Below are 21,883 nucleotides of genomic sequence, written 5' to 3' on the forward strand. Positions count from 1 at the left end.
TTCAACGCCAAAATTCTCTGAATATGGCTAAAGGTCTAATATTTGTGCGCAGATGTCTACGAATGCACTTAGTTTGGGCTGATTTTTTGCCGCTATTGAAAAATAAAGAAACAGTCCATCTATACGGTGATATTGCTGGTTGGCGGGTGGGGCACGGTCCAATGTGGGATTTTGTGAATAACCCAGAGCTCATTGATATTGTGTGCACCATGTACCAAAAAAAAAGACATTGTTAGCGCGGTTTGTCATGGTCCGGCCGGACTCATCAATGTGAAGTTAAGCAATGGCGAAAGCTTGATCAAAGGTCGTCATGTAACTGGGTTCACGCCAGAAGAAGAAAGCTCTCGGGATTACGATAAGATCGTACCTTTTGAATTGGAAACCGCTTTAAAACAGACTGGGGCTATATTTGAAAAATCACCAATGTTTGAAAATAAAGTGGTGGTAGATGGGCGTTTGATTACCGGTCAGAACCCCGCTTCGGCGAAAGCGTTGGCAGAGGCTGTGATTCAGGCGTTGTAAGTGAAGGCAAACTATAGTGTTGCGGTAGCGGGCATAACAGGGACGTAATTCAATCAAATGAGACTTAGCCAGACCTCGCTCATTTTTAAGTCGTTTGAAGCCGCTTGGGTCTATTTTATCTAATAATATTACCCAAGAGAAAGGCAGAAACATTTACTACTGCAATGGTTTTACCCATTTGTTTTGTGTATTTTGTGTTTAATAATACTCAAACGATTTCAAGTTATTGGGCTTAATAAAGATGATTTCGCAAGTCGATTAATATCTTTAGCTAGGGAAATAAGGGATCTCTTGTTGCTCGCATTTTTCGGGTCACTGTGAATTTGTCATCTTGAGCTTGTTTGAGATCTCTGCGTTATATTTTTGCGGTGAAAGGAATGATTATGTCGACGAAAGTTTTGGTGATAGGGGCAGGTGCGATTGGTGCCTATTATGGCGCGCGTTTGGCACAGGCTGGGGCAGAGGTGTCTGTGGTGGTTCGTTCCGATTATGACGGCCTGAGCCACAAGGGCGAGTATGCCATTCAAAGTCATCAAGGGGACTTTTCCTTTAAGCCGAGTCAAATTTTGAAGCATCCTAGAGATTATCAGGGGATAGCTGATTATGTGATTGTGGCGACCAAGGTGCTGCCGGGTATTGATACCCGAGAACTGCTTAAAGATGTGGTGTCGGAAACTACCACTATCGTTTTATTGCAGAACGGCGTTGAGATCGAAGAGCCGGTGCAGCAGGCTTTTCCAAAGGCAGAGATTATCAGTGGCCTGTGTTTTATCTGTGTGCAGCGTGTTGAACCGGGAGTGATTGATCATCAAGATTATGGTCACTTGGTGATAGGCCGTTACCCGCAAGGCGTGAGCGAACGCGCAGAGCGGCTTGGCCGTATGTTCAATCGTGCAGGGGTGCAATGTGAGGTCTCTGCTCATGTCCAGCAGGCAAGATGGATGAAACTGGTGTGGAATGCGCCTTACAATCCACTTTCAGTGCTTGCTGGGGGGGCCAATACCCAGCAGATTATGGCGAATCCACAAACCGCTCAACTGGTGACTGACATCATGGAAGAGGTCTACCACGTCGCAAAGGCTGTTGGTGCCGAGTTTGATTATGCAGTGCTTCAGCAAAATATAGATAGAACCCTTAAAATGTGTCCATATAAACCGTCGATGTTACTCGATTATGAGGCTGGGCGTGAAATGGAGGTGGAATCTATTTTGGGCAGTACAGTCAAAGCGGCGCGTCGAGTGAAGGTCGCAACGCCGCATATTGATTCAATTTATGCGCTATTGCAGTTGGTGAATCAGACAAAGCATTCGGCATAATCTAATCGCGATGCGTCCTGCCCTAAATCGGCATGGACGCACCCGGATCATATTTAGACGATTGTAGAAACAGTCAATTGGAATGGCTGTCTGAATGTTTAAGATATTTAAACAATAACGGCCATCTCTGGTGAAGAGTTAGTTTTTTTACGAGAGTGAGATAAAGTCAAACCTACTAGAATCAATATCAAGGTTAGCCATGTAGCAGGCTCAGGTACTGAATTAAGCTCTAGTGACACACCGCCGATATTATCACCAATATTACTATCTGGAATATAAAAACCAACATTGGTAACCGAATCTAAGTGAAAATTTGCAAACAAACCGCTTGATTTAGCGAGAGAATAGACAGCTGAGGAATAATAGCCATCACCAGGATTAATTGGCCCAAGACCCGCGATCCCTTGACTTTCGCCATACCAATAAGTTATATCATCAATAATATAACCCACTGTATTTTCCCAGCCTCTAACACAGTTTTCTCCCAAGCCATCACAAGCTCTCACCGAACCGAATCGGTTAAAAGCAGTATAAACGTCTTGAACAAAAGACAATTGATAGTCACCAGGTTCCAGTGACACGTTAAGCGCGTTACTGCCCGCTAAAGAGGCATTAGTTCTACCACTGATATTAATAATGGTTGCACTGGCACTAGAACTCATTACAGTTAATAAAAGCAAGGCACAATAAAAAGCTGATTTTTTCATAAAAACAAAAGTCCATTTAATAAAAATGGTATGTTCTCACAGTTGTCTTTTTTAATAAACAATAAATAACATAATTATCAGGTTGAGCCTTGAGAAAATATGCGCGTAACGTTAATTGAGTTTGTTTTTTACATTTATTGCTAATCTGTAACATTTGGTGGTGACGTCATTTCCTAAATAATATTGAACCTTTCGGCCCCTCTAATGATAATTTAGACGACCAATGTATAATCGTTAGTTGGGATGGCTGTTTTACTATTTCTCTGGGCTTGCTTTTGGTTAATCCGTAATACTAAATGATAGTGGTTAGAAATGATCACCCGTAACTTCAAATGGCTGGTGGTTAAAGGCTCTAGTTCTTCGGCTCTACTTGGATTTCTTTAAATAAGTGTACGTTGTTATAACTAAAAAATGCTGTGATTTTTCGTTTAACGATTTTTGGTATTTCTTACAGTTCGAGCTTTGGCTATTATATTCTGAATAACCTATCGCTCCATTTATACCTAAATCTGAGTCTGCAATAATAATCAAATGTTGTTCGATAATAGAAGGATTAAAGTTGTTTGATATTGCTATCGCTGACATATCGTCTATGTCTGGAGTAACATTTTGTTGTTCTAGTTGATTAGTGTTCGCATTTGATACTTGTACTCTTGAGCCTTCTTGTAAGTTTAAATTACTCTGAGAGGTAACTTGGTTACTACGATCAACTTTATGAGACCCTGTAAATAATTCTGTGTAACTGCTTTGGGTTACAAGTAATCAGTAAGTCGGTCTTCAAACATAATCATAAAGCGATTGAGAGCCTGTCGCCAGTTTCTTATTGGCATCGACCAGCGTTTCGATGCATCCATAATTGCAAGATAGACAACTTTCCTCGCTGATTCATCCGTGGGGAATAGCTTACGCTTCTTTGTCGCTTTGCGTATCACACTGTTCAAGGACTCTATCGCATTCGTCGTGTAAATGGCTTTACGAATGTCCTGAGGGTAGCTGAACAATGTATTTAAATTATCCCAATGCGCTGTCCAAGAGCGGCTTATCTGTGGGTATTTATCATCCCACTGGTCACCAAATTGTTCGAGGGCCAGAAGCGCTTCTTCCTCGGTATTCGACTGGTAAATACCTTTGAGATCTGCCGTTACAGCCTTGTAGTCTTTCCAAGGGACATACTTCATTGAATTGCGCACCATGTGGACGATACAGAGCTGTATTTGGGTTTTTGGGAATACGGCATTAATAGCATCTGGAAAGCCCTTCAAGCCATCAACACAAGCGATAAGAATGTCGTTGATACCTCGAGTCTGGAGTTCAGTGAGAACGCTGAGCCAGAACTTCGCACCTTCCGTTTCAGATATCCACATCCCTAAAAGTTCTTTCTGACCTTCGATATTTACGCCCAGAGCCAAGTAAATCGCCTTATTGACGAGCTGTTTGTTTTGGCGGATTTTCACCACGATGCAATCAAGGTAGACGATGGGATAGACTGCATCCAGTGGCCGTGATTGCCATTCAACAACCTGCTCTAGAACTGAGTCGGTAACTTTAGATATGAGGCTTGCAGAGACATCAGCATCGTACATTTCTTTGAACGTAGCGACGATTTCACGAGTTGTCATGCCTTTGGCGTAAAGGCTTAATATCTTGTCATCCATCGATTGAAATCGAGTTTGATGCTTACGAACAAGCTTCGGTTCAAACGAGGCATCTCGGTCTCGAGGTACATCCAGTTCAATCTCACCATCGTCGGTGATCAAGGTCTTGGATGAATAACCATTACGACTATTCTTATCGGGCTTTTCAGCGTGTTTCTGATAACCGAGGTGGTCATCAAGCTCAGCATTTAACGCTGTCTCAACAGTCACCTTGGTTAACATTTTACGAAAGTCATCTAGATCTGAAGGGGTCTTGATTGACTTAGCGGCTTCACGAGCAAATGCTTCGAGAACTTTCTTATCCATGTTGCTTATCCTTAGCCTGTTCAGGCCTAATTATAAGCAATTACACAATTTAATTTACAGGCTCCTTTATGAGCCTTAATTAACACTTGACCGGTAGCCTCTTTTAATTTTCCTTCTACTCTTCTTTTAGTAAATTTGTCAACTATCCATTATTTTCGGTGGTTAAAATTAGCACCACTTGCTCGGTCTTTGCCACACAAAAATGCTCTACGAACGCAACGGTAAATGCAGTGGTAGCAGCAGGGCGAGATCGCGAACATTTATCAATCAAATGTTGACTAATTATCAAACGAAAGCTGGTTACTAAACTGTCGCTTTAATTGTGCTGTTTTCGAAACCTGGTTGGTTTGAAATCAAACTGTATGCAAAATGAACACTCACGCTCTCACCCTGGTGGTAGTATGGCGTACTGTCTAAACAAATTTGCTGTTCGCGAGCTCAAGTCATCACCGCACCTCTAAGGCTTTGAGTGAAGTCATTCGAAAGTCATTCGAGACAGCCATCTTAAGGACTGAACAGCCAACATCATACGATGAATATCACTTCTCATTCACATAAAAAGCAGCGTGATGTCGAAAATTGCAATATTGGTAAAGGTGTTACGACGAAAAGCCGCAAGAAGCCAAACAGCAAACACAGCGATTCGAGATATGCTAAATACCTACTCGGTCGACAAAAAATCAGACCATAAATTACTTAGCCAACATCCAGCCAGCGTTTGGCTGCTCCCATACCTTTAATTCGCTGCTGATTGTGCTGGCGCTTGTAGCACTCTAGTGCGTGACCGGCGCCCACCACACTGGCAAAGTGATGCTCTAAACCAGTGCTCAAGGCTAACCAGCTTTCTTCATCGATTTGTAAGCGCTGTAAAATGGGCGCTTGTGCATCATCGATATAACCGCGTTTATCTTCTCTGATAACGCGGCCGGTAAGTTCCACCAGTTGCAGGTAGTCTTGTAACTCGAAAGGCAAGCCTTTAGGCATGGTTTCTCTGGGGTTACCGACAAAGGGCATTAGCGGCTTGGGTTGCTGACCTTGTTTGGCTTGCTGAATGCGCTGTTTGATACTGGTGTGGTCTGAGGTTTCAGGCGTGCTCGCTATATTTGAGCGAACCGGGTTTAAATCCACATAGGCCATACAAGCCGCTAGGGCTGCTTCATCTAAAAGCGCTTGAGATTTAAAACGCCCCTCCCAAAAACGACCGGTACATTGGTCTTCTTTATTGGCAGCTCGAGCAATATGTTCATTTAAATGGCGCATAAACCAGCTTAAATCAAAGAGGCGAGTCCGATACACTTCGGCGGTGGCGTGAATGGCCTGTAGTTGCACCTCACTTAACTTTGGACGTAACTCAGAATTGAGATACATCTGAGTCAGTAAGGTGCCCTGATGCAGACTATGCCAGCGTTCCAAGACTTCATCCATGGACCAGGCTTCGGCTTTGGCCTTATTGATGTGCAATACCACATGGGTATGATTACTCATAACTGCATAAGCACAGACATCACTGGCAAAAACCGCAGTAAGTTGCAGCAAATAATCTTCCACCCACTGGCGGCGGTGCTCATAGCTTTTACCTGTGTGTTGGTCTTTACCGCACAAAAAAGCCCGCCGAACACAGCGGGAAACACAGTGATAATAAGGTGTATCCGATAAGCTCACTTGCGACTGTCTTGACCGAGGCATGGCACTAACTCCCCAAAAACCACTATTGGTAGTTTAGATTATTATCGGGGTGTGGCTAGTTGGTGTGGCTGTCTAGTTACCTTGTTTCTTGATTACCGGTCAGACCCCCCGCTTCGGCGAAAGCGTTGGCAGAGGCTGTGATTCAGGCGTTGCAAGCGAAGGCCAACTAAAATGTTGCGGTAGCGGGCATCGGGTCGCGAAGTTGAATTTAAAATAGCGAGGCAACAACTTGGGGGCCTCGCTTATTTAAAGCATCTCGGGTCTGTCTCGTTATTTTGATATTTTAAACACAGATTTTTAGATCATTACTAATTTTGGCGTTAAAGCCAAGCTTATTGTTTACTTTATCATTATTGAAGTTTACTATCTTGCCCTGCAACTAAAGGAGATATTTGCAGTGGCTCACAATCAATTTCAATGCTTGTCCCAACGAAACAAAGCCAAACGTGATGCTTGCTTAAGCAAACTTAAAGCCTCGGAAATGAAAGAAGTGGACCTTTATGTACTGCATGGGCCACAGTTTTTCTCATTATGGTTAGCCAAACAGCAAAGCCAAGGACTTGAGCAAACAGCGATTAGTCAGAAATTGGAAGATCTAGGCCTATCGGAGCTCGCTCAAAAGTTAGTTCTAAATACCGCTAGCCTCACCAAGCAATTTGCTAGCCAAGCCTTAGACGTAAAAGCTATGGGAGCGCTAGCACTAGACATGCAGCGTGGTGGGAGTATTTTGGGTAAATACGAAATAACTCAAAATGGCACTAAAAGCTACATTAGTTTTAAAGGCAATCACAAGCTAAGGACAATAATTACGGGGACTAGATACCTCTCTACAAACATTAAGATGCTGTCGCTAGGTATAGGTCAACAAGGTCTAAAAGCTTCAGCTAAAGGTGGCGTATTAATCACTGTTTTATTCTCTGTATCCCATCACACACTAGAACTAGTGCTTAAAAAAGACTACTTGATGACCAATTGGGTAGTCGACGTTGCCACAGACATAACAATCGCTTCGGTCGCAGCAGTCTTTGGTTACGCTGTTGGCACATTAGCAGTATCATCAATAAGCGTTGTCATTATTCCAGTTTTAGCTGGATTTTCCGTAGCATTTTACGTGCAAGGGGAGCTAACTACTTACGAGTCTCGCTACCAAATTAGGGATAAGTTAGTGAAAGCTCTCAACCAATCACTTCAGAAATCAGTCGAACGAGACCTAAAACAATTAGAACAAAATATAAATCAAATGAAGGGCGTGACTAGTATGAACAATTCAACCCAGCACTTTTTTTAGGGAATCGATGAAAACACTAATGACTAAAAGAAAGTCACTCTTAGGCTTTTTATTATTCTCTGTTCTCTTGATACCCTTCTTCGAAGCGTTATTTGGTAACAATGTGCCTGACAAGTTTGAGCAATTAAGCCAGCAGTTAGCCAAAATTTACCCTGTTATATATATCAATGTTGAATATAGTGCGTTTATTTCAGGAGGCATAATTGGCTTGACTGGTGCAATATTTATGCTTTGGCAGTTTGCTTGTCTCAGAAAAGGAAAACAAGCTCGGTCACTCAAACATCTGTCAACTAAAGCTTTTGTAGTAGCTATAATCATTAGCTTTTTGTTTATATTTCCAGGACGACATATTGAAAGATCCCACAAGGAAAGCCGCGCCGCGCAGCAAGGCTATCAAGCCTGCCCTCCTTTCACATTACTTATGAGCTCAGTTAGCATTGACGCTTGGGTAAAGGACTTTAGTCTGTGTAACGACCCGGAAGTCGACAAACTAGCCAGATACGGATATCCCGACGAACCCGCTAAAATAGCTAAAATGCTCGCTGATAGAGAGTCTAAATAACAACTCAAACCAATTTGCTAGCCAAGCCTTAGACGTAAAAGCTATGGGAGCGCTAGCACTAGACATGCAGCGTGGTGGGAGTATTTTGGGTAAATACGAAATAACTCAAAATGGCACTAAAAGCTACATTAGTTTTAAAGGCAATCACAAGCTACGAACAGTAATTAAAGGGACTAGATACCTCTCTACAAACACTAAGATGCTTAATGGTCTACAAGGACTTAAATCATCCGCTCGTGGTGGAGTATATGTTACGGTCTTATTTTCAGTAACAGAACACAGTCTAGAGCTAGTATTGAAAAAAAATTACTTAATGAGTAACTGGGTAGCAGACGTTTCGACCGATGTAGCAATAGCAGCTGTAGCAGCTGTTTGCGGCTTTTTAGTTGGTGCAGCAATCGCACCTGCAGGTGTCGTTATGATTCCGGTAGCAGTTGGGTTTGTAGTTGCTTTCGCTGTTGGTACGGTGTTAAGCATGCTCGCAGATAGACTAGGTATTAAAAAACAGATTGTTGAATACATAAACCGACATGCGGAACAACAAGCACAAAAAAGTATAGTCAGCATGCAACAGAAAATAGAACAAATGAAAGTTATTTCAAGTATGAATAATTCCACATATAAGTTCCTATAAGCTAACCTCCAAAATGATAAAAACTCACACACCGAAAACTTCACTATTAGCTTGCTTAGCTTGCTTCGCTCTTTTCAACATATTCACTCTAGTCCTATTTTCTTCAAACACCTTGAATGAATTTAGTGGTCAAATTGGTAATGGTTTTCCAGTAATCTATTTGGATGTTAGCTACTGCTTTCTGATTGCAGGAGTCATTTGTACGTTTGCATGTTCTCTTTTGATGCTTTGGCAATATGTTTGCCTAAAAAAAACGAACCTCGCATTAACCGCGAAACATCTGTCCGTTAGAGTGTTCGCATTAGCAATTATTGTAAGCGTTGCCTTTGTGCTTCCAGGAAGGCACATAGAAAAATCCCGTATCGAAAAAATTGCTGAGCAACATGGCTACCAAGCCTGTCCCCCTTTCACATTATTAATGGGTTCAGCAACCATCGACGCATGGGTAAAGGACTTTAGCCTTTGTAACGATCCAGAAGTCGACAAATTAGCCCAATATGGCTACCCAGACGAGCCTGCCCAAATAGCCAAACTGCTTGCAGATAGAGAGTAGAGACAAAATTAGTAGTACAATATACTCGCTAAGAAGCGAGGAATAAAAGGGGCAGAGTCACTTTAATTTAGCTAACGAAAAGACTTGGATGTCCTATTTCTTTTGCTTTGTCGCAAAATTCGAAAAGTCTCGGCGGATGGGGCCTATGACACTAAACGCTGCTATGGGGTATTAGAACGAAAAAGAATAGCCCTAGTGATCCCCCCGAGACAAAACGCCGCTTACCGAGATAGGAGGCTAACGTTGAAGAAAGAACACTGGCAGCAAGTTATTGATATGCATAAAATACTAAGCACGAGTCCCGTTGAAAACGAAGCTGAGAAGGCATGAATAAACACGTGGGGATCCCTCAGGGGCAGAGTCATTTTTATTTAGCTAACATGCTTTCGCCACCCTTTACGCCTACCGCGAATGCCTTCCGCTACCCTCAGACCCGTATACGAACAGTGGAGTATGGACACCCATAATAAAAATCACAGCGGCAGTAACATCCTTGCCTAAGCGAATCCCACTGTAATGACTTAGCTCTCAGGCTGGCGTAAAAAAGCACGATTCAGATATACGTTCAAACACTAAAAGTTTGGCGTTAATGAGTTGATAATTCTAATTATTTAAAAAGTGTTAAGCCATCGTCACTGCTATGACATTGTGATTTTGGTCATTGAATGAGTGGGAATATCTGCGCACTCGATGAATTGAGACCGGCTGAGAGGGGAATGCAGAACTGAGAATTAGGTTCTGGCTATTTTTTCGAAAAGACTCGCTTTTGCCAAAAAAGCGGAGGCTTGGCATGTACAAGCCTTGGAGCATTGGGTTGGCTACAGTACACTAGCGGCAGTTGGCATTATCAGGAAGTAAAGATGAGCGTTGAGCAGGAAACCATCGATTTTGGTTATAAAACGGTAAACCGCGAAGAGAAAGTAGGCATGGTTGCCGAGGTATTTCATTCAGTTGCCGCTAAATATGATGTGATGAATGATTTAATGTCGGGTGGCATTCACCGCTTATGGAAGCGTTTTACCATTGATTGTAGTGGCGCACGTCCTGGACAAAAGGTGTTAGATTTAGCGGGAGGTACTGGTGATCTTACTGCCAAGTTTTCACGTATCGTAGGTGATGGCGGTGAAGTGGTGCTGGCAGACATCAATGAATCGATGTTGAAAATGGGCCGAAGTAAGCTGCGCGACAAAGGCATTGTGGGTAATGTACGGTATGTGCAAGCTAATGCCGAGGCGCTGCCTTTCCCCGATAACAGCTTCGATTTGATTACCATTAGCTTCGGTTTACGTAATGTGACCGATAAAGATGCGGCGCTACGATCGATGTTTCGAGTGCTCAAACCCGGCGGTCGTTTGCTAGTGTTAGAGTTTTCTAAACCAGAAATGAAAGCGCTGAGTAAAGTTTACGATGCTTATTCTTTTCACTTATTACCGAAGATGGGCAAATTGATTGTTAATGACGCCGAGAGCTATCAATATTTGGCCGAGTCGATCCGAATGCACCCCGATCAAGAAACCTTAAAAGGGATGATGCAAGATGCTGGGTTTGAGGGCGTCGAATACTACAATTTAACTGGCGGTGTGGTTGCCTTACACCGAGCTTACAAATTTTAAGAGGCCCTTATGCCGCTATCTTCTCTGATTACTGCCGGTGTTGAAGTCTTAAGCAATCAAGTGTTGGCACTTGATGAGGCCAGCGCCGAGCGTCGCAGTCATTTGTCGGGCAAAGTTCTGGCGATTCAAGTTAGGCCATTGCCAAATTTTTATTTTGTGGTGAGCAAGCAGCAACTCGACGTACTTCATGAATATCAAGGCAAGCCGGATTGCAGCTTGAGCATGTCGCTGTTGACCTTGATGGAATTAAAACAGGCGGAGCGAATTCCCAGCTTGATTAAGCAAGACAAGCTGCAACTGGAAGGTGATATTAAGCTGGCGCAACATTTTGCCGACTTGTTCCTGCAACTCGACCCTGATTTTGAAGAAAAGTTGTCGCAGCGGATCGGTGATGTTGCCGCTTATCAAATCGTGTCCAAGAGTCGTTTGTTGGCTCAAGCACTGAACACGCTGTTCAATAAAGCCCCTACAAAACTAACTGAGTTAGCCAGTGAAGAATGGGGTTTAGTGGTGGGTCAATTGGAATATCAAGCGTGGCAACAGCAACTACAGCTACTGGTTAAAGATGTGGATATCTTGAGTCTTCGGATACAGGATTTGAGTCAATGACCCCCAAAGAGTTTGCGCGTTTTCGGCAGATTAATCGCACCCTGTGCCATTACGGTATAGACCAATTATTGCCGAAACGTTTTTGGCCTTGGCCCTTACGCTTGTTGCGCAGCTTGGTTTTTTGGTGGCGTAATCAACACCAGCAAAGCGCGCCCGGTGCGCGTATTCGCATGGCGATGGAAGACTTAGGCCCGGTATTTATTAAATTTGGCCAGATGATGTCCACTCGGCGCGACTTATTTCCGCCAGATATTGCCGATGAATTGGCTCTATTACAGGATAAGGTCTCGCCGTTTAGTGGCGAATTGGCCAAACAACAGGTCGAATTGGCGCTGGGACAGCCGGTCGAGGATCTGTTTGATGATTTTGACTTGCAAGCCTTAGCCTCTGCCTCGATTGCTCAAGTGCATACTGCCCGTTTAAAAGAGAATGGCGCCGATGTGGTGTTGAAGGTGATCCGTCCGGGGATTGAAGCGACCATTCTGTCTGATATCGCTTTAATGCAGCGAGTTGCTAGCTTATTTGCGCGTTTCTTTAGTGATGGTCGTCGCTTACGCCCTAAAGAGGTGGTTGAAGAATATCGCAAGACCATTGTAGATGAGCTGGATTTAGCGCGTGAAGCGTCTAATGCGATCCAACTACGGCGTAATTTTAGCGGTGCTAAAGAGCTGTATGTTCCCGAGGTTTATAGCGACTACTGTAGTAAAACTTTGTTGGTGATGGAGCGGATCTACGGGATCCCAGTGGCGAACATTGGTGAACTAGAAGCGCAGGGCACCAACATGAAACTGTTGGCCGAACGAGGCGTAGAAGTCTTCTTTACTCAGGTATTTCGCGATAGTTTTTTCCATGCCGACATGCATCCGGGCAATATTTTTGTGTCTCGAGAGCATCCTGAAGATCCCCAGTATATTGGCATTGATTGCGGTATCGTGGGTACCCTCAATAAAGAAGACCAGCGTTATTTAGCGGAAAACTTTTTGGCTTTCTTTAATCGTGATTATCGTAAGGTCGCACAACTGCATATTGATTCTGGTTGGGTGCCTTCCGACACTAAGGTGGAAGAATTCGAAGCGGCGATCCGTACCGTATGTGAGCCTATTTTCGCCAAGCCGCTGTCAGAGATCTCATTTGGTCATGTACTGCTGAATCTGTTTAATACGGCGCGCCGTTTTAATATGGAAGTGCAGCCGCAATTAGTATTACTGCAAAAAACTTTACTCTATATAGAAGGCTTAGGGCGTCAGCTCTACCCCGAATTGGATTTATGGGCGACTGCTAAACCATTTTTAGAGCGTTGGATGCGTAAGCAGGTGGGGCCCGAGGCGGTCTTCTCTGCAATTAAAGAAAAGGCGCCTTATTGGCTGGAAACACTGCCGCATTTACCGGAGTTAGTTTATGATAACTTGCAATTGGCGAAACAGCAGCAGCTTAAGTTTCAACGTTTTACCGAACGTTATTTACAGCAGCAGAAGCAACGCCAACGAAGTTTGGCTTTGGCTTTAGCCGCAGCGGCAAGCTTAATTTCGGCGGCGGTGATATATCCCAGTTTACCTGTCTTGGCCTTGGCCTTGGCGGTGACTAGCGGATTAGCTGGTTTAATCTGTTGGCAACAATTGAAGTAGACACTGGGCCTTTGGCTCGATAAAAGATGAAAGAGGATCACTAAATGGGCGGTATTAGTATTTGGCAATTGTTGATTGTTGCTGTAATTGTGGTGTTGTTATTCGGCACCAAGAAGCTACGTAACATGGGCGGTGATTTGGGCTCGGCAGTAAAGGGCTTTAAAAATGCGATGCGCGACGATGAAAGCAAGCCTAGTGATCATGCCACCGACAAAGCCACCCCAGAACAGCTTGCGCAGCATAAGCAAGCCGCAGAACAAGCAAGCAAAGACAAAGACCAACAAGGTTAAGCATGTTTGATATTGGTTTTTGGGAGTTAGTCTTGATCTCGGTATTAGGGCTGTTGGTATTGGGCCCAGAACGTTTGCCGGGAGCGATCCGTAGCGTGTTATCTGTGGTGCGCTCGGTGAAGCAGGCGGTATCGTCGGTGAGCACCGAACTGAAACAAGAACTAGAGTTAGACGAGTTGCACCAAAACCTGAAGCAGGCCGAACAAAATGGTTTAGAGTCTCTTAATGGTGATTTACAAGCATCGGTAGAGACTCTAAAAGCGCGTGCCGAGTCAGTTTCTCGCCCCTATCAAAAGAAGACGGTTGATAGCCCGCAGCCTGCTGAAGCTGCAAATCAAGCTGTGCCATCCGATTCTGACATTAGCCAAGAAGACAATAAGTAAGCTATGAGCGATGCCCCCGCACAACCCTTGATCGAGCATTTAATTGAGTTACGTAATCGCCTATTGCGTGGTGTATTCGCCTGCTTAATCATTTTTCTCGGCTTGGTGTATTTTGCCAACGATATTTACGCTGCTGTCGCACAGCCCTTGCTCGCCGTATTACCAGAAAATGCGAGTATGATCGCTACCGATGTGGCGGCACCATTTTTCACGCCGATTAAGCTGACCTTAGTCACCTCGGCTTTTTTGGCCATGCCTTATTTATTAGCTCAGGCCTGGGGGTTTATTGCGCCCGGTCTGTACCAACATGAGCGCCGTTTGTTGGTGCCTTTGGTGTTTGGTTCGGCCTTGTTATTTTATGCGGGTGTTGCCTTTGCTTATTTTGTGGTGTTCCCGCTTGCCTTCAGCTTTTTTACTGCAGTTGCCCCCGAAGGGGTGACCATTGCCACCGATATTTCTAACTATCTCGATTTTGTATTGAAGCTGTTTTTTGCTTTTGGTTTAGCCTTCGAAATTCCGATTGCGACCTTGTTGCTGTGTTGGTCGGGGGCAACCTCTCCAGCGCAATTGCGAGCCAAGCGTCCCTATGTGATTGTGGGAGCCTTTGTGGTGGGCATGTTGTTAACCCCTCCCGATGTGATCTCACAAACTCTATTGGCCTTGCCGATGTGGCTATTGTTTGAGGTCGGTCTGTTCTTTGCGCGTTTTTATGTGCGCAAAGATGACGATGCCGAACAGGCGACGGATTAGCTTGGTGATGTTTGATATTGCGCTGAACCTTACCAGCTCACAGTTTGATAAAGATCGTGAACAAGTGCTACAACGGGCGCAGGCTGCTGGTGTGAGTGGCATGTTACTGTTGGCCAGCGATTTGGCCGAAAGCCAGCAAGTGAGTGATTTAGCCCAGCAGTGGCCGGGCGTATGTTATGCCACCGCTGGCGTGCATCCGCACCATGCAAAGTCGGTAAGTCCTACCGATATCGCCACTCTCAAACCGCTGTTTACCCAAACACAGGTTTTAGCGGTGGGCGAGTGTGGTTTAGACTTTAATCGTGATTTTTCACCACGTCCCCAGCAAGAGGCCATTTTTGAGGCGCAATTAGCCCTTGCAGCAGAGCTTAAGCTGCCTGTGGTGATGCATGAGCGGGATGCTCATCAGCGCTTCATCGATATCCTTAAGCCTTGGCGCGACCATCTGCCCGGCGCTGTATTACATTGTTTTACCAGCGATCAAGCGGCCCTAAAAGCCTGTCTGGATCTGGATTTGTATATTGGGATTACCGGCTGGGTGTGCGATGAGCGCCGTGGTCTCGATTTGCAACAGCGGGTGAAAGAAATTCCAATCAATAGACTGTTGTTGGAAACGGATGCGCCTTATTTGTTACCTCGCGATTTAAAACCCAAACCCAAGAGTCGCCGCAACGAACCTTGTTATTTGCCACATATCTACCAGCGAGTCGCGCAATTGCGAGGCGAGTCGTTGGTCGAGTTGCAGCAACAAGTGCAGCAAAACGCTCGCCGTCTTTTTTCATTTTAAGTTTATCTTTTCTTAATAAGTTGATCTAAGTTAATACTGAGCGAGTAGATTTCCGTTGAGTGAACATCTAGGTGTGCATCTTGCTTGCAATTGTGAATGGAACACGCCAATCCTTAGATGATATGTCTATAGTTAAGTAAATAACATTATAAAATAGGCGTGAGAACCGAACTTAAGGAAGAGAATATATCGTGACTCTGCAAATACGTTTTTACTTAATTATTCGACGCTTCGTGTTTATTAGCGGTATTCTACTGTTCAGTTCGAGTAGCCTGGCGGCGATTGTAAATAACAATCATCTGTATCAAAAAGTACAGCAGATAGCCCTGCAAGTTCAGGCTATTCGTGCCCAGCAACAGTTACCTACCTTAGAGCCCGAACCACAAATTGTCGCCGATAAGTTGGCTTCACACTTGGTTTTTAAAACCCAGCAAATTGGTCGTTTAGCTGCGGCCTTACAGCAAAAAATGTCTTTGCCAATCACGTCGTCTTTAGCGGTTGCATATAGTGTGATGCGCCCCCGTAATGTGCTGCCTTATTTAGATCAGGTTGAGCAACAGTTGGCCGCGGTCGCTAAGCACTTAGCACTACCAGAGGGCCCCGAATTGGAGCGTCCACTAGGAATGACTGAAAATGATGTTTATCAGCAGCTAGTGGTGATAGAACAATTGTTTGAGGGTTTGATTGAGCCGCAAACGGTCTCTGCGATGAGCGCAGATCTGGCGTTGATCCGCGGCGACTTGCAGCTGATTAGTGAAGCGAAAAACCTTCCTTTGCAACTCGGTTCACTTGGTCAGTACCATGATCGTCAAATGACCGATGTGAATATTTTGGCTTATCAGAGCTTGTATCTGATTGAGCGTTTATTTCGCCAATTGGATATTGAACCAAGTAAGCCCGATCGTTTACCCGTTGGCGAGTCGAGTATTGAGGCGGTTCGTGATACCACCATTCTGATCCGCGCCGAATTACATCGCGGTAAAACCATTCTTAAAATTGAGCAGGATAGCCAAGTGATGGATCCTCTGTTGCTGAGTGATGCGAACCAAAGTTATGCTGCTTTTATTCAACTACGTGATGGCTTACTAAGCATGCTGGGAGCGCCAGCCCTATGATTAATCGATTAAGTTTGAGTCAAAAAATCGCGCTTATTCCGGTTGGTATCGTATTACTCATGGTCTTGATGATATGGAGTAGTAATCATTCGCTGACAGGGGTGCAACAGAAAACCAAGGCTTTCTCTCAGGAGGTTGAACCGAGCGCTCGTTTAGCTGGAGATTTATCGGTCAATGCGCTGCAACGTCTAGTGTTGCAGTCGCACTTTAGTGAAACCGAAGCGCCTGCGCTACTTGAGCAGTATCAACAACTGGCCGAACAAGCTAAGCAATTGGAACAGAGCCCGCACCTGCGCGGGTTTAGCGATGCCGCGCAAATTACCGCTAATAGCGAACTACTCGACCAACACTTTGTTGAGGGATTAGTACCATTATTGGCTGAAATTAGTCAGTTAGAAAGCCGTGTATTACGTGATGTAGTCCCACAAACTTTGGCTAAGCTCTCGGATATTCATGCCACCTTAGATATCACCAGTTCAGGCATGCTGCCCTCGCTCACGGTTAACTTGGCGAATCATATACAGGCCGCCTCGATTGCTTTAATGAGCCATCTCAACCGGCAAGATAGTCGCAGTAAAGACCGTTTTTATTTAGAGCTATTTGGCGCACAAAACACCTTACTCGATTTGATCAAGGGCTTAAATCGAGAGCGTCATCAACAGTGGATCCAGTTGGTAGAACAGCAGGTCCAGTTGTTCGCTGACTCGGCTGATCGTTTATTTGATCTGGTTGAGCAGCAGCAACTCTTGAAGGATGACTTACTTAACCCTGCGGCAGAGCAAGTGGTCGCGGCGGCCAGTAATACCCTGCAACAACAGTGGCAAATGGTGAGTCAATCGAGTTCAGCGATTAGTGAGCAGCTACAGCAAACAGCATGGACTAACATGGCCTTTGGTTTGTCGATTGTGGTGATTTCTTTGGTGATGGGCTTGATTATTACTCGTTTAATTCGCCAGCCCGTGGTAGCGATGGTGCAGGCGATGCAAGCGATTGCCCAAGGCGATGGGGATTTAACGCAGCGTTTAGTGGTAAAAGGGCGCGACGAGCTTGCTCAGTTGGCCTCGGCCTTTAATCAGTTTATTGCACTGTTACAAACCACCGTCACTAATATTAATCAGCATGTTGCCGAGCTGAATGGGGCTGCGGGGCAACTTAATACTTTAGCGCAACAGTCAAAAACTCAAATGGGTGAGCAGCAGCGGGTGGTATCAGAGGTTAGTGGTCATATTGGCCAGCTGTCGCAAGGTTTTAGCGAAGTGGCCGATTTGGTGCGTAATGCTGATAGTTCGGCAGTCTCCATTAATCAGGCCTCGGAGCAGGGCAGTCAATTAACTCAATCGGCAACTAGCGAAATTAAGCAGTTAGTGGCTCAAGTGGATGGCGCTTCGGAAGATATGCGTGAACTGGCTAAAAATAGTAAAGATGCCAGTAAAATATTAGAAGTGATCAACAGTATCGCCGAACAAACCAATCTCTTGGCGCTGAATGCGGCGATTGAATCGGCGCGCGCAGGCGAGCATGGCCGCGGTTTTGCGGTGGTGGCCGATGAGGTTCGAAATCTTGCAATGCAAACTCGTGGCTCAACGGAGCAGATTGAGCAGATGATGTCAGATTTAGTGAAAGGTGCGGAGAAAACTGAAATACAAATGCGTGAAGGGCGTTCTCAAGCCAGTAGTAGTTTTGAATTGATGTCAGAAATGCAAGGCTCGGTGACCCAAACCCATGAGTTAGCCAGCCATATTACCGGCTTGTTGGACGAGGTGAGTGGTGCCTGTGATACGCAATTGAATACTTCTGAGACGGTGGTCAATGAAATGCAAGGAATGGAATCAGGGGCGCAGCGTAGTTTAGAAGGGACCGAGCATACGGCTCTGCAAGCTGAAAAAGTTGGGCAACTTAGCCATCAGATCCAAGCGAGCATCGCGAACTTCAAAGTATGATCAAGGCACTGAAGTGGCTTAAGTGAGCCGCTTCAGTGTTTGTGGCATTCAAGCTCTTAAATCACGTCGCTGGAACTTAGCTGAGTGCGCCAGCTGTGCAGATGTTTGATGGATACTGCGTTCCCTGCTGATTTCTACTGATCACTAGCCTTAGCTAAAAATTTGCAACATAATTTATAACATTCAGCAATTTATAGTTAAGTTGATTCTGTTTTGTATGATGGACGTCGGCCCTGCTTAAGTTTTCCTAGTGACGGCTTCGCTTCCGTTTCCAGAGCATTTTTAGAGGTTTCAATGTATCTTCCTAAGCCCTTCATCCAAGATGATTGGTCGAGCACTGTTGAGTTGCTCGGTAACTACCCTTTAGCCTGTATTGTGAGTCAAAGCGCAACTGGTTTGGTGGCGGAACATATTCCGCTATTATTGCTTGAGGTGCAGCCTGAACAATGGGTTTTACGTGGGCATATTGCCAAGGGGAATCCTTTAGCCAATAGACTGGCTCAGCCTCTGCCTGTGCTGGTGATATTTCAGGCGGAACAAGCCTATATTTCGCCTAATTATTACCCTACCAAGCAAAGTGATCCTAGGGTTGTGCCGACTTGGAATTATCAGGTGGTGCATATTAATGGCCAATTGCGCGGGATCGATGATAGCCAATGGAAACTGGCCTTATTAGCCGAGTTAACTAAAACACACGAGGCGCAACAGCTGCAACCTTGGCAGCTCCGCGATGCGCCAGAATCCTACATTGAGCAATTGAATAAGGCGATACTGGGGATTGAGGTGAGTGTTGAGCAAGTACAAGCAAAAAGTAAAATGAGTCAAAACCAAAGTCCACAGAATCAAGCTGGGGTACTGCGGGGCTTGGCTGAGCGCCAGCACCCGATGGCAGAAGTATTGGCTCGGCAAATCTCAGGGATCCAGTCTGAAAGTAAATAACAGAAAGTCGATGTGGCGGGGTTTAGGCTTGCTATGCGGCTTAGCGCTATAAACTTTTACTTCTCGCGGTCATTTATTTGTTGATGAGTCTGTTGTCGGTGGCAGTTTATGCATTTGATAAATCGGCTGCGCGACGCGTGGCGTGGTGAGTGAAAGAGCCTTACCTGCATGGGCTGGCGCTGCTAGGTGGCTGGCCGGGCGCGATGTTCGCGCAGCAATGGTTTCGCCATAAAACGTAGAAGGCCTGTTTTCGTCGGGTTTACTATCAGAGCATTGTGATTCATGATGCTTTGCTGGGGGATTGGTATAGCCCTTATACGACTGTTTATCGAGTCTGGTTGACTAAGCGATTGATGTGAGGAGGGCGATGTTGAAAATCTGTCATTATACTGAGCCCTATGCTCTGTTGGTCGCCGAGCTATTTACTGCGGCGGTGCATGCCATTGATGATGAGGTTTATTCCCCGCTACAAAAACAGGCATGGGCACCGGAGCCCTTTGATGAGACGCTTTGGCGAAGCCGTTTATTGCCCGAACGTTGTTTTTTGGCTTTGCACGAGCAGACGCTGTTAGGTTTTATTGAACTTGATGGCGACTATATCGATTGTTGTTATGTGCATCCCCAGTTTCAGGGGCAAGGGGTGGCCAGTGCTTTATATCAGCATATTGAAACGCTAGCTTTACAGCGAGGGCTGGAGCGCCTTTGGGTGGATGCATCGAAGCGGGCAAAACAATTTTTTGTTGGACAAGGTTTTATGCTGTTAAAACAAAATCAGGTGCACATTCGCGGCCAAACGCTGGAAAACTACAGTATGAGTAAAGATTTAACCGCTTTATCAGGATGGTAAAGGCTTGGCTCGCTGTGAGCTCTCGCTTTAGGGCGTGTATTGGTTTTTAAACTCCGAGTTCGCCTACCATTGCGAGTTCATCAAGCCAAAAAAAACCAAGCTCTTGCCTGGCTTTTTATCGGCGATGGAGGTGCTTAAAGTGCTTGACCGTTGACGCTTAGTTTGACATCGATATTACCACGGGTTGCATTTGAGTAAGGGCATATTTGGTGAGCGGTTTTAACCAGTTCGACCGCGGCACTTTGCTCTAATTCTAATTCAGCGGCTAAGGCTACGCTGAGCACAAAACCACCCTGTTCATTGGGGCCGATCCCTACAATCGCGGTCGTTGGTGCTGATTTAATCGCGATTTTGCCTTCGCGCGCCACATGTAAAATTGCATTCGAGAAACAAGCGGCATATCCAGCTGCAAACAGTTGCTCTGGATTGGTCGCTTCGCCACTACCACCCATTTCTTTTGGATAGCTTAAGGCTAAATCGAGTTTGTTGTCGTCGGTAGTGACTTGACCGTTACGGCCGGCTAATGCAGTGGCAGAGGTAGTGTATAAAGTAGACATACTGGATCCTTTTATTTAGGTTGTGCGCAATTAAGTTGTTAGCAACTCTAATTGAGTTCTGGTTAGAATGCAAGTATATTGTGCACAATTTAATTCCGAGCGAGTTTAGCCATGAGTGACGCTTCTAAAGATAAACTACAATCCTTTAGCCTGAGTTTAGATAAGCAGCTGTGTTTTGCCCTTTATAGTGCTTCCAATGCGATGGGGCGAGCTTATCGCCCCTTATTAGAAAAATTGGACCTCACCTACCTGCAATACATTGTGATGATGGTGTTGTGGGAGCAGCGTCGCGTGAGTGTGAAACAGCTGGGGGAAAAGGTGCATCTGGATTCGGGTACCTTAACGCCGCTACTGAAACGTTTAGAAGCGAAAGGTTTGGTGGTTCGCGCACGTAGCGAGCAAGATGAGCGAGTGCGGGTGATTAGCTTAAGTGAAGCGGGACAAGCGATGCGAGAACAGGCGCTGGCCATTCCCACAGCGATGTTGTGTCAGGTAGACATGCCTTTAGAAGAGTTGCAGGCTTTAAAGCAAGGCTGTGAGCACTTATTGAGTCAATTGCTAAAATAAAATATCGGCATAAAGCAATCGGTATGAGAAAGAGAAAGCTTGATTGAAACGCTTTTAATGCCTTCCAAATCTTACAGGGCTTAGAAATCTTAGGCCTGCGTATGGAACGCCATTGTGAGAATGCCGAGAAATTAGCCCTCTACTTAAAACAGCATCCTAAAGTCGCTTGGGTTAATTATGCGGCCTTGCCCACCTGCCCTTACTATGCACTTTGCAATAAAATTGTCGGGGGGAAAGCCTCGGGTATTTTAAGTTTTGTCTTGAAGGGCGGTAAAGATGCTGGTGGAAAGTTTATTGATGCGCTGCAGATGATTTTACGTTTAGTGAACATTGGTGATGCAAAGTCTTTAGCTTGTCATCCCGCATCAACAACCCACCGTCAGCTGAATGATGAGGAGTTGGCAGCGGCAGGGGGGAGTGCCGATTTGGTGCGGATTTCGGTTGGGATAGAAAACATCGATGACATTATTGATGATGTGAGCCAAGCCCTGGATAAAAGTTAAGCAAGGCAGATTGCATATTCATATTGAGCCAGCTTTGTGCTGGCTTTTTTGTGTCTCAAATAATGAGCCAGTCGATGGGTGTCAAGCCAGAGATACATGCGGTAAAACTTACATTTTTGGATTTATCAA

24 protein-coding genes and 2 pseudogenes are annotated in these 21,883 nt (G+C 45.1%); 22 read left to right on the plus strand and 4 right to left on the minus strand.

Translation table 11 applies throughout. From position 1 onward, the window contains the following. Positions 1–198 precede the first annotated feature (198 nt). The gene (locus tag ACRRSX_RS00305) at positions 199–522 is read left to right on the plus strand and encodes a type 1 glutamine amidotransferase domain-containing protein (RefSeq protein WP_432461085.1); all 324 of its coding nucleotides are present in this window, start codon (positions 199–201) and stop codon (positions 520–522) included. Between the two features lie 383 nt (positions 523–905). Next, complete coding sequence (locus ACRRSX_RS00310; protein ID WP_432455195.1) at positions 906–1,838, plus strand: ketopantoate reductase family protein; 933 nt, start codon at positions 906–908, stop codon at positions 1,836–1,838. A 107-nt stretch (positions 1,839–1,945) separates the two neighbouring features. Here ACRRSX_RS00310 and ACRRSX_RS00315 read toward each other — a convergent pair whose 3' ends face one another. From ACRRSX_RS00315 to ACRRSX_RS00325, 3 genes are all read right to left on the minus strand, one after another. Further along, a complete protein-coding gene (locus tag ACRRSX_RS00315) occupies positions 1,946–2,545 on the minus strand; it encodes a hypothetical protein (protein ID WP_432455194.1) in 600 nt (199 codons plus the stop codon). Between the two features lie 752 nt (positions 2,546–3,297). Then, complete coding sequence (locus ACRRSX_RS00320; RefSeq protein WP_432452821.1) at positions 3,298–4,506, minus strand: IS256 family transposase; 1,209 nt, start codon at positions 4,504–4,506, stop codon at positions 3,298–3,300. A gap of 696 nt (positions 4,507–5,202) precedes the next feature. Further along, positions 5,203–6,192 (minus strand): transposase, encoded by a 990-nt coding sequence (locus ACRRSX_RS00325; RefSeq protein WP_432455193.1) that lies wholly within the window; start codon positions 6,190–6,192, stop codon positions 5,203–5,205. A gap of 397 nt (positions 6,193–6,589) precedes the next feature. On the opposite strand from ACRRSX_RS00325, the gene ACRRSX_RS00330 reads away from it, so the two are divergent. The 18 genes and pseudogenes from ACRRSX_RS00330 to ACRRSX_RS00415 all read left to right on the plus strand — a co-directional run bounded on the left by ACRRSX_RS00330 (position 6,590) and on the right by ACRRSX_RS00415 (position 20,127). After that, positions 6,590–7,480 (plus strand): hypothetical protein, encoded by an 891-nt coding sequence (locus tag ACRRSX_RS00330; RefSeq protein WP_432455192.1) that lies wholly within the window; start codon positions 6,590–6,592, stop codon positions 7,478–7,480. 7 nt (positions 7,481–7,487) lie between these two features. Next, positions 7,488–8,042 carry a hypothetical protein gene (locus ACRRSX_RS00335; RefSeq protein ID WP_432455191.1) on the plus strand — a complete coding sequence of 185 codons (555 nt, stop codon included), beginning with the start codon at positions 7,488–7,490 and terminating at the stop codon, positions 8,040–8,042. An 85-nt stretch (positions 8,043–8,127) separates the two neighbouring features. Beyond that, positions 8,128–8,676 carry a hypothetical protein gene (locus ACRRSX_RS00340; protein ID WP_432455190.1) on the plus strand — a complete coding sequence of 183 codons (549 nt, stop codon included), beginning with the start codon at positions 8,128–8,130 and terminating at the stop codon, positions 8,674–8,676. A gap of 112 nt (positions 8,677–8,788) precedes the next feature. Continuing rightward, positions 8,789–9,229, plus strand: coding sequence for a hypothetical protein (locus ACRRSX_RS00345; protein WP_432455189.1), 441 nt, complete (start codon positions 8,789–8,791; stop codon positions 9,227–9,229). 102 nt (positions 9,230–9,331) lie between these two features. Next, a pseudogene (locus ACRRSX_RS00350) lies at positions 9,332–9,448 on the plus strand (IS5/IS1182 family transposase); the annotation flags it as partial. A 107-nt stretch (positions 9,449–9,555) separates the two neighbouring features. After that, complete coding sequence (locus tag ACRRSX_RS00355; RefSeq protein WP_432469374.1) at positions 9,556–9,696, plus strand: hypothetical protein; 141 nt, start codon at positions 9,556–9,558, stop codon at positions 9,694–9,696. Between the two features lie 393 nt (positions 9,697–10,089). Further along, entirely contained in the window at positions 10,090–10,842 is a 753-nt protein-coding gene (gene ubiE, locus ACRRSX_RS00360; RefSeq protein WP_432455188.1) for a bifunctional demethylmenaquinone methyltransferase/2-methoxy-6-polyprenyl-1,4-benzoquinol methylase UbiE, read from the plus strand. Between the two features lie 9 nt (positions 10,843–10,851). After that, positions 10,852–11,451 carry a ubiquinone biosynthesis accessory factor UbiJ gene (locus ACRRSX_RS00365; protein WP_432455187.1) on the plus strand — a complete coding sequence of 200 codons (600 nt, stop codon included), beginning with the start codon at positions 10,852–10,854 and terminating at the stop codon, positions 11,449–11,451. Further along, positions 11,448–13,076 carry a ubiquinone biosynthesis regulatory protein kinase UbiB gene (gene ubiB, locus ACRRSX_RS00370; protein WP_432455186.1) on the plus strand — a complete coding sequence of 543 codons (1,629 nt, stop codon included), beginning with the start codon at positions 11,448–11,450 and terminating at the stop codon, positions 13,074–13,076. Before ACRRSX_RS00365 ends, ubiB begins: the two co-directional genes overlap by 4 nt. Before the next feature lie 44 nt (positions 13,077–13,120). Then, on the plus strand, positions 13,121–13,366 hold the full coding sequence (gene tatA / locus ACRRSX_RS00375) for a Sec-independent protein translocase subunit TatA (RefSeq protein WP_432455185.1): 246 nt from the start codon (positions 13,121–13,123) through the stop codon (positions 13,364–13,366). Between the two features lie 2 nt (positions 13,367–13,368). After that, entirely contained in the window at positions 13,369–13,749 is a 381-nt protein-coding gene (gene tatB / locus ACRRSX_RS00380) for a Sec-independent protein translocase protein TatB (protein ID WP_432455184.1), read from the plus strand. A gap of 3 nt (positions 13,750–13,752) precedes the next feature. Further along, complete coding sequence (tatC, locus tag ACRRSX_RS00385; protein WP_432455183.1) at positions 13,753–14,499, plus strand: twin-arginine translocase subunit TatC; 747 nt, start codon at positions 13,753–13,755, stop codon at positions 14,497–14,499. Beyond that, positions 14,477–15,286 carry a TatD family hydrolase gene (locus ACRRSX_RS00390; RefSeq protein WP_432455182.1) on the plus strand — a complete coding sequence of 270 codons (810 nt, stop codon included), beginning with the start codon at positions 14,477–14,479 and terminating at the stop codon, positions 15,284–15,286. The genes tatC and ACRRSX_RS00390 overlap by 23 nt, the downstream gene beginning before the upstream one ends. Positions 15,287–15,477: 191 nt before the next feature. Beyond that, entirely contained in the window at positions 15,478–16,401 is a 924-nt protein-coding gene (locus ACRRSX_RS00395; RefSeq protein WP_432455180.1) for a hypothetical protein, read from the plus strand. Further along, positions 16,398–18,341, plus strand: a complete 1,944-nt coding sequence (locus ACRRSX_RS00400; protein ID WP_432455179.1) for a methyl-accepting chemotaxis protein — start codon at positions 16,398–16,400, stop codon at positions 18,339–18,341. The genes ACRRSX_RS00395 and ACRRSX_RS00400 overlap by 4 nt, the downstream gene beginning before the upstream one ends. A gap of 294 nt (positions 18,342–18,635) precedes the next feature. Continuing rightward, positions 18,636–19,280 (plus strand): FMN-binding negative transcriptional regulator, encoded by a 645-nt coding sequence (locus tag ACRRSX_RS00405; RefSeq protein WP_432455178.1) that lies wholly within the window; start codon positions 18,636–18,638, stop codon positions 19,278–19,280. 149 nt (positions 19,281–19,429) lie between these two features. Beyond that, a complete protein-coding gene (locus ACRRSX_RS00410; RefSeq protein WP_432455177.1) occupies positions 19,430–19,519 on the plus strand; it encodes a DUF1294 domain-containing protein in 90 nt (29 codons plus the stop codon). A 128-nt stretch (positions 19,520–19,647) separates the two neighbouring features. After that, the gene (locus ACRRSX_RS00415) at positions 19,648–20,127 is read left to right on the plus strand and encodes a GNAT family N-acetyltransferase (RefSeq protein WP_432455176.1); all 480 of its coding nucleotides are present in this window, start codon (positions 19,648–19,650) and stop codon (positions 20,125–20,127) included. 134 nt (positions 20,128–20,261) lie between these two features. On the opposite strand, the gene ACRRSX_RS00420 is transcribed toward ACRRSX_RS00415, so the two are convergent. Continuing rightward, complete coding sequence (locus tag ACRRSX_RS00420) at positions 20,262–20,684, minus strand: organic hydroperoxide resistance protein (RefSeq protein ID WP_432455175.1); 423 nt, start codon at positions 20,682–20,684, stop codon at positions 20,262–20,264. A gap of 111 nt (positions 20,685–20,795) precedes the next feature. Here ACRRSX_RS00420 and ACRRSX_RS00425 point away from each other — a divergent pair, with 111 nt between their 5' ends. Continuing rightward, on the plus strand, positions 20,796–21,251 hold the full coding sequence (locus ACRRSX_RS00425; RefSeq protein WP_432455174.1) for a MarR family winged helix-turn-helix transcriptional regulator: 456 nt from the start codon (positions 20,796–20,798) through the stop codon (positions 21,249–21,251). A gap of 56 nt (positions 21,252–21,307) precedes the next feature. After that, positions 21,308–21,754, plus strand: a pseudogene (locus ACRRSX_RS00430) (PLP-dependent transferase); the annotation flags it as partial. Positions 21,755–21,883: the final 129 nt, after the last annotated feature.

The sequence above is a fragment of the Agarivorans sp. QJM3NY_30 genome, from assembly GCF_050870855.2.
Classification (GTDB): domain Bacteria; phylum Pseudomonadota; class Gammaproteobacteria; order Enterobacterales; family Celerinatantimonadaceae; genus Agarivorans.

Excerpts from the sequence above, each read along its gene's own strand:
- ACRRSX_RS00310 (WP_432455195.1), top strand. The coding sequence starts at position 906 with ATGTCGACGAAAGTTTTGGTGATAGGGGCAGGTGCGATTGGTGCCTAT.
- ACRRSX_RS00315 (WP_432455194.1), bottom strand. The coding sequence starts at position 2,545 with ATGAAAAAATCAGCTTTTTATTGTGCCTTGCTTTTATTAACTGTAATG.
- ACRRSX_RS00320 (WP_432452821.1), bottom strand. The coding sequence starts at position 4,506 with ATGGATAAGAAAGTTCTCGAAGCATTTGCTCGTGAAGCCGCTAAGTCA.
- ACRRSX_RS00325 (WP_432455193.1), bottom strand. The coding sequence starts at position 6,192 with ATGCCTCGGTCAAGACAGTCGCAAGTGAGCTTATCGGATACACCTTAT.
- ACRRSX_RS00335 (WP_432455191.1), top strand. The coding sequence starts at position 7,488 with ATGAAAACACTAATGACTAAAAGAAAGTCACTCTTAGGCTTTTTATTA.
- ACRRSX_RS00355 (WP_432469374.1), top strand. The coding sequence starts at position 9,556 with ATGAATAAACACGTGGGGATCCCTCAGGGGCAGAGTCATTTTTATTTA.
- ubiE (WP_432455188.1), top strand. The coding sequence starts at position 10,090 with ATGAGCGTTGAGCAGGAAACCATCGATTTTGGTTATAAAACGGTAAAC.
- ACRRSX_RS00365 (WP_432455187.1), top strand. The coding sequence starts at position 10,852 with ATGCCGCTATCTTCTCTGATTACTGCCGGTGTTGAAGTCTTAAGCAAT.
- ubiB (WP_432455186.1), top strand. The coding sequence starts at position 11,448 with ATGACCCCCAAAGAGTTTGCGCGTTTTCGGCAGATTAATCGCACCCTG.
- tatA (WP_432455185.1), top strand. The coding sequence starts at position 13,121 with ATGGGCGGTATTAGTATTTGGCAATTGTTGATTGTTGCTGTAATTGTG.
- tatB (WP_432455184.1), top strand. The coding sequence starts at position 13,369 with ATGTTTGATATTGGTTTTTGGGAGTTAGTCTTGATCTCGGTATTAGGG.
- tatC (WP_432455183.1), top strand. The coding sequence starts at position 13,753 with ATGAGCGATGCCCCCGCACAACCCTTGATCGAGCATTTAATTGAGTTA.
- ACRRSX_RS00390 (WP_432455182.1), top strand. The coding sequence starts at position 14,477 with ATGCCGAACAGGCGACGGATTAGCTTGGTGATGTTTGATATTGCGCTG.
- ACRRSX_RS00400 (WP_432455179.1), top strand. The coding sequence starts at position 16,398 with ATGATTAATCGATTAAGTTTGAGTCAAAAAATCGCGCTTATTCCGGTT.
- ACRRSX_RS00405 (WP_432455178.1), top strand. The coding sequence starts at position 18,636 with ATGTATCTTCCTAAGCCCTTCATCCAAGATGATTGGTCGAGCACTGTT.
- ACRRSX_RS00415 (WP_432455176.1), top strand. The coding sequence starts at position 19,648 with ATGTTGAAAATCTGTCATTATACTGAGCCCTATGCTCTGTTGGTCGCC.
- ACRRSX_RS00420 (WP_432455175.1), bottom strand. The coding sequence starts at position 20,684 with ATGTCTACTTTATACACTACCTCTGCCACTGCATTAGCCGGCCGTAAC.
- ACRRSX_RS00425 (WP_432455174.1), top strand. The coding sequence starts at position 20,796 with ATGAGTGACGCTTCTAAAGATAAACTACAATCCTTTAGCCTGAGTTTA.